This window comes from Glutamicibacter sp. BW78 (assembly GCF_002332245.1).
GTDB classification, from domain to species: Bacteria; Actinomycetota; Actinomycetes; order Actinomycetales; family Micrococcaceae; genus Arthrobacter_H; species Arthrobacter_H rhombi_A.
Genome location: NZ_NRGU01000039.1, coordinates 289,900 through 305,129 on the forward strand (window position 1 = coordinate 289,900; position 15,230 = coordinate 305,129).

Here is a 15,230-nt window from a genome sequence, read left to right on the forward strand (position 1 = left end):
CGGGGCCGGCTCAGAGGTCCGAAACCGGCGCGGAGCCGGCCCCGTCCCCGACGTCGGACACGGTGTCGGGGTCTTCGGCGGGCCCGGCGAACTGGGACATGTACAACCGGTAGTACGCTCCCCGGGCCGCCAACAGCACTTCGTGGTTGCCTTGTTCGACGATCCTGCCCGATTCCATCACCAGGATGGTGTCGGCGTCACGGATGGTCGAAAGCCGGTGGGCGATCACGAAGCTCGTCCGATCGGTGCGCAACGCTGCCATGGCGTGCTGGACCAGCACTTCGGTACGGGTATCGACCGAGGACGTTGCCTCGTCGAGGATGAGTAGCGAGGGGTTGGCCAAGAAGGCCCGGGCGATGGTGATCAACTGTTTTTCGCCGGCCGAGACGTTGGTGCCCTCGTCGTCGATGATGGTGTCGTAGCCTTCGGGCAATGCCTTCACGAAACGGTCGACGTAGGTGGCGGTGGCCGCTTGGTGGACTTCCTCGTCGGTGGCGTCGAGCCGGCCGTACCGAATGTTTTCGATGATCGAGCCGTTGAACAACCAGGCGTCCTGGAGCACCATGCCGACCTTGGAGCGCAGTTCGGCCCGGGACAGTGCCGTGACGTCGACCCCGTCCAGGGTGATGGCCCCGCCGTCGAGCTCATAGAAACGCATCACCAGGTTCACCAGTGTCGTCTTCCCGGCCCCCGTCGGCCCGACGATCGCCACCGTATGGCCCGGATGCGCCTCGAAGGATAAATCGTCGATCAACGGTGTGGCCGGGTCATAGGAGAAGGTGACGCCGTTGAACTGGACGTGGCCTTCGGTGCGGGCCGCCAGATGGGCGGTGGGCGTTTCCGCCTCCTGTTCCTCGGCGTCCAGCAGTTCGAAGGTCCGCTCGGCGGAGGCGACACCCGACTGGACCTGGTTCGCCATTCCGGCGATCTGGCCCAGCGGCTGCGTGAATTCCCGCGAGTACTGGATGAATGCGGTGGCATCACCCAGGCTCATCTGGCCTGAGGCCACCCGCAGGCCGCCGACGACGGCGATGCCCACATAGGCCAGGTAGGAGATGAATTGCATGACCGGGAAGATGGTTCCCGAGACGAATTGGGCGCCGAAGGAAGCCCTGAACAGTTCCTCGTTGCGTTCGTCGAAGCGGGCCACCGATTCCTCTTCGCGGCCGAAGACCTTCATGAGGTCGTGGCCGGAGAAGGACTCCTCGATCTGTCCGTTCAGTGAACCCGTGGATTTCCACTGGGCGGCAAACAGGCCCTGGGCCTTGGTGCCGATGAGGGCGGCAGCCACCCCGGAAAGCGGCAGGGCGATCAAGGCGATCAGTGCCAGCTGCCAGGAGACGATGAACATCATGATCACGATGCCGATGACGGTCAGCAGCGCCTGGAGCAATTGTGAGAACGCCTGCTGAAGGGCTGTCTGGATGTTGTCCACATCGTTGGTGACCCGCGAGAGCAGGTCCCCGCGTTGACGGGTGTCGAAGTAGTTCAGTGGCAGCTCATTGAGCTTGTCTTCCACGTCCTTGCGCAGCCGGTACACCACGCGCATGACCAGCTTATTCAGCAAGTAGCCCTGACCCCAGATGAAAACGTTGGCCACGAAATACATGACCAGGACGAAGGAGATGATGACCCCGAGCTGGTGGAAGTCGATGCCGGTCCCGGGGACCAGGTCCATCCGCTCGAGCATATCGGCCAGATTGCTTTTGCCCTGCGCCCGCAGTCCGGAGACGGCCTCCGCCTTGGAGGTGCCCGGGGCCATTTGTGAACCGATGACTCCCGAGAAAATGACGTCCATGGCCTTGCCCAGGATCTTGGGGGCGATGACGGTGAGCACCACGCCGACGGCCACGAAGAAGAGGACGACGGCGATCCCCGCCTTTTCGGGTGCCATGAGCCCCATGAGGCGTTTGGTTGCCGGCCAGAACGCCTTGGCCTTGCGCACCGGCATCTGGTCACCGAATCCGTCATCCACGGAGACCGCGAAATCCTCGAGATCCTCGACCTGGGCGGCCGGTTTCTTCTCGGCCATCTAGGCCACCTCCTCCGCGCTGATCTGGGATTCGACGATTTCCTGGTAGGTCGCCGAGCTCTCCAACAGCTGCTCATGGGTGCCGCGATCGACGATTTCGCCGTCGTCGAGCACCAGGATCTGGTCGGCCCCGACGATGGTGGACACCCGCTGGGCCACGACAATCACCGTGGCCTCACGCGTAGTGTCCTGCAACGCCGCCCGCAGCCGGGAGTCGGTGGTGACATCGAGGGCGGAGAACGAATCATCGAAAAGGTAGACCTTGGGGTTGGCGGCCAGGGCGCGGGCGATGCACAGGCGCTGGCGTTGTCCGCCGGAGACGTTCGTGCCGCCCTGGGCGATCCCCGATTCCAGTCCGTCCTCCTTCTCGGAAACGAAGTCCTCGGCCTGGGCGATCCGCAGGGCTTCCCACAGTTGGGCATCCGTCGCGTCCCGGTTGCCGTAACGCAGGTTGGAGGCGACGGTGCCCGAGAAGAGGTAGGGACGTTGGGGCACGGCAGCGATCCGCTCGGAGAGTTGTTCGCGGGTCAGTGCCGCAACGGGAACCCCGTCGATGAGCACCTGCCCGGCATCGGCGTCGTACAGGCGCGGGATGAGGTTGAGCAGGGTGGATTTACCGGAACCGGTGGATCCGATGATCGCGGTCATGCGCCCGGGTTCGGCGGTGAAGTCCAGGTTCTTGAGCACCGGCTCCTCGGCGCCCGGGTAGCCGAAAGAGACGTTGCGGAATTCGACGGTGCCGTGCAGCGGGGCATCCGCCGTGGTGGTTTCCGGGTCCCTGAGCGAGGGTTTGACCTGCAGGACCTCGTCGATCCGTTCGGCGCAGACGGCCGCGCGCGGGATCATCATGGCCATGAACGTTCCCATCATCACGGCCATGAGGATCTGCAGCAGGTACTGCAGGAAGGCGGTCAACGAGCCGACCTCCATGTTCCCGTCGGCCACCCGGTGGCCTCCGAACCACAGCACCGCAGCGGTGGCCAGATGCAGGATCATCCCGATCAGCGGGAACATCAGCACGAACAGCTGTCCGACCCGCAGCCCCACATCGGTCAGGCGTTCGTTGGCCGTATGGAAACGCTCGGTTTCATAGGGTTCCCGGACGAAGGCGCGCACCACACGAATGCCGATGATCTGTTCGCGCAGGACACCGTTGATGGAGTCGATGCGTTCCTGCATCAAGCGGAACAGCGGCATCAGCAGCCGAATCAGGAAACCGACAATCACCACCAGCAGCGGCACGGAGACCCACACCAGCCAGGACAGTCCGGCATCCTCACGCAGCGCCATGATGATCCCACCCACGCACATGATCGGGGCGGAGACCATGAAGTTCAGACCCATCAGCACCAGCATCTGCACCTGCTGGACGTCATTGGTGCCCCGGGTGATCAGGGTCGGGGCACCGAACTCGTTGACCTCGCGTGCCGAGAAGCCGGCGACCGAGTGGAAGACACCACGGCGAATGTCCCGGCCCACGGCCATCGAGGTCTTCGCCCCGAAGTAGACGGCGGCGACCGCGGTGAGGACCTGGATGAAGGCCACCGCCAGCATCACCCCGCCGGTGCGCCAGATGAAATCCGTATCGCCCTGGGTCACGCCTTCATCAATAATGCGCGCGTTCAGGCTCGGCAGGAACAAGGTGGCCATGGTCGTGCCCAGCTGGAAGACCAGCACCGCGATGATCCACGGCAGATAAGGCTTGGAGTACTTGAGGATCAGGCGCAGGAGCATGCAGGGCGACTTTCTGGACAACCACACCGGGGGCTGGTTCGCGTCGGCAGGTGATGGCCCGGACGGCTGTGACCGTTCGGGGCACTGGCAACTTTACTCGGTGATTCGGAGCTTTCAATCCCGCAGCAGGATGATTTTGCCCTCGCCCCTGTCCAACGATCGCAACATCCGTATAATGGGAATGGAATACCATTCTGCGAGAAACCTAGGAGACCCACATGTCAGAGGCCATCACCCAGCTCAACGTCGGCGATCGCGCACCTGCTTTCACGCTGAAGGACGCCGCAGGCTCCGCCGTCAGCCTGGCCGACTACGCAGGCCGCTCGGTCGTCGTCTACTTCTACCCCAAGGCCGCCACCCCGGGCTGCACCACGGAGGCCTGCGATTTCCGTGACAACCTGAACTCCCTGGCCGGCGCCGGCTACGACGTCGTGGGCATCTCCTCGGACGGCCAGGAGTCGCTGCAGTCCTTCGCCGACGACCAGTCGCTGACGTTCCCGCTGCTCTCCGATCCGGACCACTCGATCGCCAAGGCCTACGGCGCCTACGGCGACAAGGATCTCGGCGGAAAGATCATCACCGGCACCCTGCGCTCCACGATCGTGGTCAACCCCGACGGCACCGTGAAGTCCGCCGAATACAACGTCGACGCCCAGGGTCACGTCGCCCGTCTGCGCGAAGAGCTCGGGGTCTAGACTCCCGCCCGCGGTGCCCCGCTCAAGCTCGAGGCACCTTCCGCGTCAATGCCCATGGGGACTTCGGTCCCCATGGGCATTACTCGTGGCAGCGTCGGCCCGCCCTCGGGCCGGTCGGATATCAAGGCTCAGGACGTGGGGCGGGGCCGCGTGGCCACCAACTCGGCAAAGCGATTGATGTAGTCCTGCAGGAAATCCAGCGTGGACTCCTGACGGATTTCTCCCTTCTCATCGATCAGCCCCGGTGACTGGGAGAGGAACACCTCCGGTTGTCCCGGGGTCGGCATGTCGAAGTAGGACAGCGCGAGCCGCAGGTTCTTCTGTGAGCTATACCCGCCCATACGCCCGACCGAGTGGCTGATAATCCCTGCCGGCAGGTCCTTCCACGCGACGTCGGCATGGGGCTTGGAGCCGATGTCCACCGCGTTCTTCAGGCAGGCCGGGATGGTGCGATTATTCTCCGGGGTCACGAAGAGGACTCCATCTGAAGCCTTGATCGTGGCACGGAAACGGGCATACCCCTCGGGCCGGGGCTTATCGGTGACCTCGGGGGTGTCATAGTCGAAATCATAGAGCGGCAGGTCGCGGATTTCGACGATCTGCGCCTGGTAGTCGACCGGGAAGAGGTCGAGGGTCTTGAGGGCGATCTTGCGTGCATAGGAAGCGCGTCGCAGGCTGCCGACGATGACGGAGATGTTCTTGGTCATGGATGGGGGTCCTTTCAAGACGTTGTGTCGGCAAGGTCGGGCGCCAGAGACCACACGCCTCAGGGGCGATATCCACCTTGCTTACGGACTACCGTACTTGAAAGTTCGAACCACCTAACATTAGGATGTTCGAATAAGACGAAAGGAGATGCCCTATGCACAAAGACGGCATCTGGCTCGAGGCGATCACCCTCTTCCAAGCCATCCGCGAGGGCAATCAGCCCGCTGCCCGGCGACTGTTGGACTCCACCGCCCACCGAGACGAGGTCTTCGAGGGACTGTTGAGCATGCTCGGAATCTTCCTGCGCGGTCAGCAGGCTGCCGAGCTGGACCACTTTATTTCTGCGGCACATCGCGCCGGCCCTCCACCACCCTTCGGTGCACGCCCGTATTTTCCGCCGCTGGGCTGACCGGCACTGGCCTTAAAGCGCGGTGCCCCCTCCATCGGGAAGAGTGGTGAAGGGGGCACCGTCATGCTCACCCCGGAAGGATCGACCATCCCGTCCGGGGCGATGACCCGGGCTGCGAGGTAGGAGCTCGTTGGCCCGGGAGTCTACCGGCACCGCAACGAGCATCGAGCGGTATCGGAGGGCCTAGGATTCGCCGCGGCGCAGCAATTGGCCCCGCGGGGTCGTGAAGTCGACCTTTTCGCCGCGCAGCCAGGTCCCTGCCACGACGCCGTCCAGGGTCTTACCGTCATAGGCTGAGACCGGGTTGCGGTGCTGAAGCTTGGCAACATCCACCACGAAGTCTTCCTCCGGGGAGAAGATGGCAAAGTCGGCGTCGGATCCCGGCGCCAGCTGCCCCTTGCGTTCCAAACCGGCAAGTTTTGCCGGCCCCGAGGACATCCAGGCCAGTACCTGTTCGAGGGCGATGCCCCGTTTTTTCGCTTCGGTCCAGATCAACGACAGACCCAACTGCAAGGAAGCGACTCCGCCCCACGCAGTGCCGAAGTCTCCGCCTTCTGGATACTTCAGCTCCACCGTGGACGGGGAGTGGTCGGAGACGATGAAGTCGATGGTGCCATCGATGAGCCCCTGCCAGAGCAGCTCGCGGTTGGCATCCTCACGGATCGGCGGGCAGCATTTGAACGCCGTGGCCCCGTCGGGGATCTCTTCGGCGAGCAGGGTCAGGTAGTGCGGGCAGGTTTCCACGGTCAGACGAACGCCTTCGGCCTTCGCCGCGGCGATCACCGATAGCGAATCAGAGGAGGACAGGTGAAGGATATGTGCCCGCCCCCCGGTGCGACGTGCTGCGTCGATGACGCGCTGGATGGCCAGGTTCTCGGCCACACGCGGACGTGAAGCCAGGAAGTTGGAGTATTCCCGGCCACCGATCTGCGGTGCCTCCTCGATGGTGTGCGCATCTTCGGCGTGCACGATCATCAGCGAATCGAAGGTAGCGAGTTCGGCCATGTCGGCCTCCATCTCCTCCGGCTCCAGGGCGGGGAATTCATCCACCCCCGAATGCAGGAGGAAGCACTTGAAGCCATAAACACCCTCGTCGTGGAGTTTGCGCAGCTCCTCACGGTTTCCCGGAACGGCACCGCCCCAGAAACCGACGTCGATGTAGGCCTTGCGGCCGGCGACCTCGCGCTTGAGCGCCAGGGCCTCGACGTCCACCGTCGGAGGGATCGAGTTCAGTGGCATGTCGATGATGGTGGTCACGCCGCCGGCAGCGGCGGCACGGGTGGCGGAGTCGAAGCCCTCCCATTCGGTGCGCCCGGGCTCGTTGACGTGGACGTGTGAGTCCACCAGGCCGGGGATCATCACTTCCTCGGTCTTCAGCTCGATGCTCTTGCGTCCCACCAGGCCGTGACCCAGCGGCTCAATCGCCGCAATCCGTCCATCACGGATGCCGACCTCGTGCGCGGCGATACCTTCGCCGGTCAGGACGCGTTCGCCTCGGACCACCAAGTCGAATTCCTGTTCGTTTCCTGCCGCTGCCGTGCCGTTCTCGTTGCTCATCTGCCGATTCCTCCTCGAATCCTGGCTGTTGGGCCCTGTGGTGCCCGATGTCTTCCCTATCAATTATCCGCCCTCGTTTGCGCGAGGGTGGGACCGGCCGTGGAGCTGCGTCCTACCGGCCGGTGCACGCGGAACGGCGGACGGACCCTCCGGAGCACTGCTCCTGGTTCCGTCCGCCGTTTCGCTTGAGGTGGCTAGGCGCCAGCCGTTGCCGCCTCGCGGGCAGGCTTCAGCGGAACGAGAGCCGTCGGGGCGTCGGCCACGGTCTCGGCCAGATCCTCGAATTCGGTGACGTTGTTCAGCTCGGTACCCATCGAGATGTTCGTGACACGCTCGAGGATGACCTCGACGACGACCGGCACCGAGTGCTCCTCCATGAGGCTCTTGGCCTCCGCGAAGCCCTTGGCCAGGTCCTTCGGGTCCTTGACGCGTACGGCCTTGCAGCCCAGTCCTTCGGCGACCTTGACGTGGTCCACGCCGTAGCCGTCGGTCTCGGGGGAGTTGATGTTCTCAAACGCCAGGGACACGTGGTAATCCATCTCGAACCCGCGCTGCGACTGACGAATCAGGCCCAGGTAGGAGTTGTTCACGACCACGTGGATGTACGGCAGCTTGAACTGCGCGCCGACAGCCAGTTCCTCGATCATGAACTGGAAGTCGTAGTCACCGGAGAGGGCGACGACCGGCTTGCCGGGCTTGCCGCGGACGACGCCGAGTGCTGCCGGGCCGGTCCAGCCCAACGGGCCTGCCTGTCCGGCGTTGATCCAGCGACGCGGACCGAAGACGTGCAGCATCTGTGCACCCTGGATCTGGCTCAGGCCGATGGTGGAAACGTAGGTGGTTTCCGGGCCGAAGGCCGAGTTCATCTCCTGGTAGACACGCTGCGGCTTGACCGGGACGTTGTCGAAGTTGGTCTTGCGGTGTCCCTCGCCCTTGCGGTCGGCGGTGGTCTGCGCCCACGCGGAGTAGTCAGGCAACGTGCCGGCGTCACGACGCTCGGTAGCCACCTCAATCAGCACCCGCAGGGCCTCACCGGCGTCGGAGACGACGCCGAGGTCCGGAGAGAACACGCGGCCGATCTGAGTGGGCTCGATGTCCACGTGCACGAACTTGCGTCCGGCGGTGTAGGTTTCCAGGCCCCCGGTGTGGCGGTTCGCCCAACGGTTGCCGACGCCGAGCACGAAGTCCGAATCCAGGTAGTTCACGTTGCCGTAGCGGTGGTGGGTCTGCAGGCCCACCATGCCGGCCATCAGGCGGTGGTCATCGGGGATGGCACCCCAGCCCATGAGCGTGGGCTGGACGGGAACGTTGAGCAGCTCTGCCAGGCGAACCAGGTCATCGGAGGCGTCGGCGTTGATGATGCCACCGCCGGCGATGATCACCGGGTGCTCCGAGGCGAAGAGCATGTCCAGGATCTTTCCTGCCTGCTTGCGGCTGGCCTTGGGCTTTTCCACACCGAGGGGCTCGTACGCGTCGATATCGAATTCGATCTGTGCCATCTGGACGTCGATCGGCAGGTCGATGAGCACCGGGCCGGGGCGGCTGGAGCGCATGAGCTGGAAGGCCTTCTGGAAGGTTCCCGGGATCTGGCCCGGCTCCAGGACGGTGGAGGCCAGCTTGCACAGCGGCTTGGCGATGGACTCGATGTCCACTGCCTGGAAGTCTTCCTTATGCAGCTTGGCGACCGGGGCCTGTCCGGTGATGCACAGCATCGGGATGGAGTCGGCCTGGGCTGCGTACAGCCCGGTGATCATGTCGGTGCCGGCGGGGCCCGAGGTGCCGAGGCAAACGCCGATATTGCCGGCTGCGGCACGCGAGTAGCCGTCGGCCATATGCGAGGCGCCTTCGACGTGGCGGGCGAGGGTGTGCCGGATGCCGCCGTGGGCCTTGATGGCCGAGTACAGCGGGTTGATGGCCGCCCCCGGAAGGCCGAAGGCCTCGGTGGCGTTCTCCTTCTCGAGGATGAGGACGATCGCGTCCACGGTGCGCATCTTGGTCATGGTGTTCTCCTTGGTGGAGGGCCCCGAGACGGGGCCGGAAAATAGTGAAGTTGGAGCGGCCGCCGATACGAACCGAACATAGGTACCGGCGGCCGGGTTGTGGGGACCGCCTCTTGCGGGGCGGAAGCCGGCCAGTGCATGACATCCACTGGACGCCATGAGGCTGACAGGTCAGTCGCGGGGCTCCTTCAAGGGCCCCGGACTACTTACTTGTTGTCGGAGCTTCCGGAGAGGCGCTCGACGCCGCGGAACAGACCCGAGTGGTCCAGCGAACCATCGCCGGTCGCGACGGTGGAGGCCACTAGCTGGGCCACGAGGGCTCCCAGCGGCAGGACGACTCCGGCTTCGCGGGCTGCGGAGGTGACGATGCCCATGTCCTTGTGGTGCAGGGCCAGGCGGAATCCCGGGTCGAAGTTGCGGTCCAGGATCTTCTGGCCCTTCTGATCCAGGACCTTGGAGCCGGCTAGACCGCCGCCGAGGACCGCTAGCGCGGCCTGGGTGTCGACGCCGTAGGCCTCCAGGAAGACCACGGCCTCCGAGAGTGCCTGGATGTTGGAGGCCACGATCAGCTGGTTGGCTGCCTTGACCGTCTGGCCGGATCCTGAGGGTCCGACGTGGACGATGGTCTTGCCAATGGCGTTGAGCACGGTTTCGGCATCGTCGAAATCGGCCTTCTCGCCACCGACCATGATGGAGAGCACCCCATCAATGGCTCCTGCTTCGCCACCGGAGACCGGACCGTCGAGCGGGCGCAGGCCGGCGGCGCGGGCGTCATCGGCCAGGACCACGGCGACATCGGGGCGGATGGTCGAGTTATCGATCCACAGGGCGCCCTTCTTGGCGTTGGCGAAGACACCGTCCGCCCCGCCCACGACTGCTTCCACGTCCGGGGAATCCGGGACCATGGTGATGACGACGTCGGCATTGGCGACGGCTTCGGCCACGCTGGCTGCGGCGGTGCCGCCGGCGGATGCGAGGTCCTTGGCCTTTTCGGGGCTGCGGTTGTAACCGGTCACCTGGAAGCCGGCCTTGACCAGGTTCTTGGCCATGGGCAGTCCCATGATGCCCAGGCCGATGAAGGCAACGTTCTTGTTTTCGCTCATGTTGTTCTCCTTGAAGTCTTAGTGATGCGTACCGGTCGGGGCCTAGGCGCCCTGGCGAATCAACCAGTCGAAGGCGGAATCGGAGGAGGCCTTGTATTCCAGACCGATCGGTCCGGTGTAGCCCTTGGCCCGACTGCTCTCGATCCACTCACCCAGCGGCAGGTTCCCGGTTCCGGGGGCCCCACGTCCGGGGTTGTCAGCGATCTGGATGTGCCCGAAGTCGGCAGCATGCTTGTTCACGACGTCGGCGACATCATCGCCGTTGACGGCCATGTGGTAGAAGTCGGCCAGCAGCTTGACGTTGTCCACGCCGGCTTCCTGGGTCTTCGCGATGACGCCCAAGGCGTCGGCGGCGGTCTTCAGCGGGTAGGCCTCGGTGCCGGAAACGGGCTCCAGCAGGACCGTGCCGTCGATCTTGGCGACTCCCCGGGCGGCGGCGACGAGGTTGGTCAGGGCCAGCTCGTCCTGCTCGGCGGCCGACTGGCCGTCCTGGCGATTGCCGTACAGGGCGTTGAAGCCACGGCAACCCGTGGCCTGTCCGATGGCGGCGATGACGTCGATGTTATCGGCGAACTCCTTCTCGCGGCCGACCCAAGAAACGATCCCGCGGGCACCGGCCGGCATTTCGCCGGCCAGGAAATTCAGTCCGGTCAGCTGGACGCCTGCGTCGGAGAGCGAGCTGACGAACTTTTCCACCTCGGCGTCGGCCGGAACGGCCTCGGCGAAGGGCCACCAGAACTCGACGTTGTCGAAACCGGCCTTCTTCGCTGCCGCCGGGCGTTCCAGCAAGGGAAGCTCGGTCAGCAGGATGGAGCAGTTGACGGTGTAAGCCATGTGGATTCCTTTCGGAACGGTTATTTCCAGATTGTGGAAGTTTACTTCTGCCTACTGAAAACATTAGGTGAGGCCCGCATCACCTGTCAAGACTTCATCGTCGACACTGATGAGGGATGCGCTTTCCTCCGTCGGTCAAGGAAAGCTGACTTCCTGGGAGCACCGAGGCTGCCCCGGGGAACGTGATCGGCGCCTTCTGCCGGTGCCACGGCGCATTCCATCGCCGATCGGCACGGTGATTCGAGCGGGCGGCTACCTCCCTTGCGCTCGGTCCGGCGGTGGCAGCCAATCGTGCTGCCCCTTCCAGACCGGTTCCACACGAAAAAACCGGCCGGCGGGGAAGATTCCCCGCCGACCGGCTAGATCACTGTTTTACTCCAGCCTGACTACAGCGCAATCTGGCGATTGACGTCCTTATAGAGCAGGTAGCGGAAGTTCGCCGGTCCACCCGCGTAGCAAGCCTGCGGGCAGAAGGCCCGGAGGGACATGTAGTCGCCCTCCTGCACCTCGACCCAGTCGGCGTTCAGCCGGTAGACGGCCTTGCCTTCCAGGACGTAGAGCCCGTGCTCCATGGTGTGGGTTTCTGCGAACGGGATCGAGGCGCCCGGTTCGAACGTCACGATGTTCACGTGCATGTCGAAGGCCAGATCCTCGGGATCGAGCATGCGCGTGGTCCGCCACTTGTTATCGGTGCCCGGCATGGCCTTGGGCTCCAGATCGCGCTCGTTGCCGACCACCGGGCGGGGTGTATGCCCTTCCAGCGGCTGGTAGCGCTTACGGAACCAGTGGAAGCTGGCGGCTTCCACGCCGTCATTGTGGACGCTGTACGCCGTGCCCGCCGGGATGAACGCGAAGGCACCCGCGGTCAGCTCGTGCGTCGCGCCGTCGATGACCACGCGCAGGGAACCCTGCATGAGGAAGAGGAAACCCTCAACCTCGGCCTGCGGCTCGGGGCTCTCCGAACCCCCGCCCGGGGAGACTTCGACGATGGTCTGCGAAAACGTCGTCGCCCCTCCGGAGACCGGGCGGTTGAGCACCCAGGACCGGGTCCCTGTCCACTCGGGAAGGACCGAAGTCACGATATCGCGCAGCACGCCGCGCGGGATGACCGTGTAGGCCTCGGTGACCACTGCCCGGTCGGTCAGCAGGTCGGTCTGAGGCGGGTGTCCACCCTGCGCGGTGTAGTAGGGGGCCTCCACGGAAGTGGTGCTGGTCTTAGACATGGGATTCCTTTGCGTTGATCGCGGGGCGCCCCAGGGCCAAGGCCCTCAGATGCTCCTGGGTGATTTCGACGCCGTTCTCGACCTCGCCGGCCGTCAGCGCGCCGCACACCAGACCGCGGTAGATGAACATGGCCAGGGCACGCGCGGTGGCCGGCTCGTCCATGATGGACGACTCGACCTGGTGCACGTAGTTGCGCAGCCGGTTCGCAGCGGCATCGAAGCCGTCGCGGTAGAAGGCGTAGGTGGCCAGGTAGCGGGTCGCCAGTTGTGCGGGATGCAGATCCCAGCCCTGATAGATCCCACGTTCCAAATGGCGGCGTACCAGACGGGCATGCAAGGCGAAGGCCTTGCTGACATGCTCGGATTCACCAATCGGCAGGATGTTCGTCGACCCGTCCGAGAGGTGGACCCCCGTTCCGGCCACGGCCACCTGCAGCACGTTCTTGGCGTGGTCGGCCGCTGGGTGCTCCATCGACTGGTACTCGGCTGAGATGCCCAAGGAGGCGGAGTAGTCGTAGGTTCCGTAGTGCAGGGAGGAGACCCTGCCCCGCCCGGCGTGGATCAGCTGGGCCGAGGGCACCGTGCCTTCGGCGGAGAGGATCAGCTGCGGGGTTTCCATCTGGACCTCGAAGCGCAGCCGCCGTGCGGGCAGCCCGTGGGCGGCTTCCATCTTCTCGCAGACGAAGACCATGGCTTCGACCTGCGCCACCGTGCTGACCTTGGGCAGGGTCAACACGAGCCCGTCGGGTAGTCCCCCGCTCTCCACCAGCGAGGCGATGAACAGGTCCAGGGTGCGCAGCGCACGCTTGCGGGTGGGAACCTCGAAGCACTTGAAGCGGATCCCGATGAAGGGCGGGGCGATGCCCGCCGCGACGGCACGGTTCACTTCCTGGGCGGTGCGGATGGCGTGCGCATCTTCCTCGTCGTCGGGCCGGTGTCCCAGCCCGTCTTCGAAGTCGATGCGCAGATCCTCGATCGGTTCCCGTTCCAGCTTCTGCGCCACGAGCTCGGCGAGCAGATCTGCGCGAGAACCTCCACTGGCGTCGGCGCCACCTTCGGCGTCGAGTCCCACGGCGCGGGCCAGCACGGCCAGCCCACCGAAGTCCCGGGCCGCGGCCAGGGCCTGCTGACCCCATTGCCCGGCCACTTCGGCGGTGAACTTATCCGCCGGAACATAGGCGGTATGCACCGGCTGGCGGGCCCCGCTGTCTCCCGGGTAGGAGCGTTCCAAGAGCTTATCGGTGGCCGCGAGGCGGGTTTCGACCGTCTTCAGGATGGTCTCGTCCAGCACCGGGCTCACGCTCATCGTTTCACCAGCTCGGTGGAGAGCAGACGGTACGCCGGCAGCGTGAGGAACTCTTCGAAGTCCTCGTCGCGACCGGAGACCAGACGGCCAATAAGCTCACCCGCCGGGACGTAGTAGTTCTCGAAGACCTCCTGATCGGCGACCTCGTTACGCAGGCGTTCGATTTCCTCTGCCAGTGCGGCCTGAACCAGTTCGGCGGTGATGGTGTTTCCGGTGTCGTCGGCGACCACTCCGTTACGGATCTGCTGCCACACCTGTGACCGGGAGATCTCGGCGGTGGCCGCGTCCTCCATCAGGTTGTGGATCGCCACGGCGCCGTTACCAGAAAGCCAGACGGCGGTGTACGCGACAGCGACGTACAGGTTCGCATGCACGCCCTTCTCGGTGACCTGGCCGGGGGCCGAGGGGACATCGAGCAGGTCCTCAGCGCTGACCGAGACCTCCGGGCGCTGCTTATCCAGCTGGTTGGGGCGATCGCCCAGCACCGAACCGAAGACCTCTGCACAGACCTCGACCAGATCAGGGTGCGCCACCCAGGAGCCGTCAAAGCCGTCGCCGGCTTCGCGGGTCTTATCGGCCCGGACCTTCTTGAAGGCCGCCTCCGTCGTTTCCGGTTCGCGCCGGTTCGGAATGAATGCGGCCATGCCGCCCATGGCGAACGCTCCCCGCTTATGGCAGGTCTGCACCAGCAAGTCGGTGTAGGCGCGCATCATCGGTGCCGTCATCGCGACATCGGCACGGTCGGGCATGATGAACTTATCGCCGGAGGAGCGGAAGTACTTGATGATGCTGAACAAGTAGTCCCAGCGGCCGGCGTTCAAGCCCGAGGCGTGATCGCGCAGTTCGTAGAGGATCTCATCCATTTCAAAGGCTGCCGGGATCGTCTCGATGAGCACCGTGGCACGGATGGTCCCGTGTTCGATGCCCAGTTCCTCCTGGGCGAAGGTGAAGACATCGTTCCAGAGCCGTGCCTCAAGGTGGGATTCCATCTTGGGCAGGTAGTAGAACGGGCCGTCGCCCTTGGCGGCGAGTTCCTTCGCGTTGTGGAAGAAGTGCAGACCGAAATCGACCAGGGCCCCCACGGTCGGAGCACCGTCAACGAGGACGTTGGCCTCCGGCAGGTGCCAGCCACGGGGGCGCACCACGACGGTGGCTAGGTCGGCATCGCTGCGGAGGTTGTATTCCTTACCTTCGGGCGAGCGGAACGACAGGGTTCCACGAGCTACCTCACCCAAGTTCACCAGCGCGTCGACGACGTTATGCCAGGTGGGGGTCGAGGCGTCCTCCAGGTCAGCCAGCCAAACCTTCGCGCCGGAGTTCAATGCGTTGATGGCCATCTTGGCCGGGGAGGCGGGTCCGGTGATTTCTACCCGACGGTCACGCAGCTTCTCGGGAGCTTCGGCGACCTTCCAGTCTCCGGCGCGTACCTCTGCGGTCTCTGGAAGGAAATCGATGGACCCCTTCTCGGAGGCAGCCTTCTGAGCCGTCTCGCGTGCCGTCAACAGCTCGTCGCGAGTCGCCGCGAAGCGGTGCTGCAGCTTCTCCACAAAGGCCAGAGCTTCGTCGCTCAGAACTTCCTGGGCCCCGTTGACGTCGGGAACGTGTGTCAGTGAAATGCTCATGATGATC

12 protein-coding genes are annotated in these 15,230 nt (G+C 64.6%); 2 read left to right on the forward strand and 10 right to left on the reverse strand.

Annotated elements, in window-relative coordinates:
• Nucleotides 1-10: 10 nt before the first annotated feature.
• Nucleotides 11-2,032, reverse strand: a complete 2,022-nt coding sequence (locus tag CIK75_RS16375) for an ABC transporter ATP-binding protein (protein ID WP_087000866.1) — start codon at nucleotides 2,030-2,032, stop codon at nucleotides 11-13.
• Complete coding sequence (locus CIK75_RS16380) at nucleotides 2,033-3,766, reverse strand: ABC transporter ATP-binding protein (RefSeq protein ID WP_198962454.1); 1,734 nt, start codon at nucleotides 3,764-3,766, stop codon at nucleotides 2,033-2,035.
• 218 nt (nucleotides 3,767-3,984) lie between these two features.
• Between CIK75_RS16380 and bcp the strand changes: the two genes are divergently transcribed.
• Nucleotides 3,985-4,461, forward strand: coding sequence for a thioredoxin-dependent thiol peroxidase (gene bcp / locus CIK75_RS14205; protein WP_096224529.1), 477 nt, complete (start codon nucleotides 3,985-3,987; stop codon nucleotides 4,459-4,461).
• Nucleotides 4,462-4,589: 128 nt separating this feature from the next.
• Here the strand turns inward: bcp and CIK75_RS14210 are convergent, their stop codons facing one another.
• Entirely contained in the window at nucleotides 4,590-5,168 is a 579-nt protein-coding gene (locus CIK75_RS14210) for an NADPH-dependent FMN reductase (RefSeq protein ID WP_096224530.1), read from the reverse strand.
• Between the two features lie 155 nt (nucleotides 5,169-5,323).
• On the opposite strand from CIK75_RS14210, the gene CIK75_RS14215 reads away from it, so the two are divergent.
• Nucleotides 5,324-5,578, forward strand: a complete 255-nt coding sequence (locus CIK75_RS14215) for a hypothetical protein (RefSeq protein WP_096224531.1) — start codon at nucleotides 5,324-5,326, stop codon at nucleotides 5,576-5,578.
• Between the two features lie 183 nt (nucleotides 5,579-5,761).
• Here the strand turns inward: CIK75_RS14215 and allB are convergent, their stop codons facing one another.
• The 7 genes from allB to aceB form a co-directional block, all read right to left on the reverse strand.
• Complete coding sequence (gene allB, locus CIK75_RS14220) at nucleotides 5,762-7,135, reverse strand: allantoinase AllB (RefSeq protein ID WP_096224532.1); 1,374 nt, start codon at nucleotides 7,133-7,135, stop codon at nucleotides 5,762-5,764.
• A 194-nt stretch (nucleotides 7,136-7,329) separates the two neighbouring features.
• A complete protein-coding gene (gene gcl / locus CIK75_RS14225; protein ID WP_096224533.1) occupies nucleotides 7,330-9,135 on the reverse strand; it encodes a glyoxylate carboligase in 1,806 nt (601 codons plus the stop codon).
• A gap of 206 nt (nucleotides 9,136-9,341) precedes the next feature.
• Nucleotides 9,342-10,238 carry a 2-hydroxy-3-oxopropionate reductase gene (locus CIK75_RS14230; protein ID WP_096224534.1) on the reverse strand — a complete coding sequence of 299 codons (897 nt, stop codon included), beginning with the start codon at nucleotides 10,236-10,238 and terminating at the stop codon, nucleotides 9,342-9,344.
• Between the two features lie 42 nt (nucleotides 10,239-10,280).
• Nucleotides 10,281-11,072 carry a TIM barrel protein gene (locus CIK75_RS14235; protein WP_096224535.1) on the reverse strand — a complete coding sequence of 264 codons (792 nt, stop codon included), beginning with the start codon at nucleotides 11,070-11,072 and terminating at the stop codon, nucleotides 10,281-10,283.
• A gap of 386 nt (nucleotides 11,073-11,458) precedes the next feature.
• Nucleotides 11,459-12,295, reverse strand: coding sequence for a bifunctional allantoicase/(S)-ureidoglycine aminohydrolase (locus tag CIK75_RS14240; RefSeq protein WP_086993915.1), 837 nt, complete (start codon nucleotides 12,293-12,295; stop codon nucleotides 11,459-11,461).
• On the reverse strand, nucleotides 12,288-13,601 hold the full coding sequence (locus CIK75_RS14245; RefSeq protein WP_198962455.1) for an aldolase/citrate lyase family protein: 1,314 nt from the start codon (nucleotides 13,599-13,601) through the stop codon (nucleotides 12,288-12,290). Before CIK75_RS14245 ends, CIK75_RS14240 begins: the two co-directional genes overlap by 8 nt.
• Nucleotides 13,598-15,223, reverse strand: a complete 1,626-nt coding sequence (gene aceB, locus CIK75_RS14250; RefSeq protein WP_086993912.1) for a malate synthase A — start codon at nucleotides 15,221-15,223, stop codon at nucleotides 13,598-13,600. Before aceB ends, CIK75_RS14245 begins: the two co-directional genes overlap by 4 nt.
• Nucleotides 15,224-15,230: the final 7 nt, after the last annotated feature.

Bases quoted from the DNA above. Each gene is read 5' to 3' on its own strand.
- CIK75_RS16375 (WP_087000866.1), bottom strand. From the start codon at position 2,032: ATGGCCGAGAAGAAACCGGCCGCCCAGGTCGAGGATCTCGAGGATTTC.
- CIK75_RS16380 (WP_198962454.1), bottom strand. From the start codon at position 3,766: ATGCTCCTGCGCCTGATCCTCAAGTACTCCAAGCCTTATCTGCCGTGG.
- bcp (WP_096224529.1), top strand. From the start codon at position 3,985: ATGTCAGAGGCCATCACCCAGCTCAACGTCGGCGATCGCGCACCTGCT.
- CIK75_RS14210 (WP_096224530.1), bottom strand. From the start codon at position 5,168: ATGACCAAGAACATCTCCGTCATCGTCGGCAGCCTGCGACGCGCTTCC.
- CIK75_RS14215 (WP_096224531.1), top strand. From the start codon at position 5,324: ATGCACAAAGACGGCATCTGGCTCGAGGCGATCACCCTCTTCCAAGCC.
- allB (WP_096224532.1), bottom strand. From the start codon at position 7,135: ATGAGCAACGAGAACGGCACGGCAGCGGCAGGAAACGAACAGGAATTC.
- gcl (WP_096224533.1), bottom strand. From the start codon at position 9,135: ATGACCAAGATGCGCACCGTGGACGCGATCGTCCTCATCCTCGAGAAG.
- CIK75_RS14230 (WP_096224534.1), bottom strand. From the start codon at position 10,238: ATGAGCGAAAACAAGAACGTTGCCTTCATCGGCCTGGGCATCATGGGA.
- CIK75_RS14235 (WP_096224535.1), bottom strand. From the start codon at position 11,072: ATGGCTTACACCGTCAACTGCTCCATCCTGCTGACCGAGCTTCCCTTG.
- CIK75_RS14240 (WP_086993915.1), bottom strand. From the start codon at position 12,295: ATGTCTAAGACCAGCACCACTTCCGTGGAGGCCCCCTACTACACCGCG.
- CIK75_RS14245 (WP_198962455.1), bottom strand. From the start codon at position 13,601: ATGAGCGTGAGCCCGGTGCTGGACGAGACCATCCTGAAGACGGTCGAA.
- aceB (WP_086993912.1), bottom strand. From the start codon at position 15,223: ATGAGCATTTCACTGACACACGTTCCCGACGTCAACGGGGCCCAGGAA.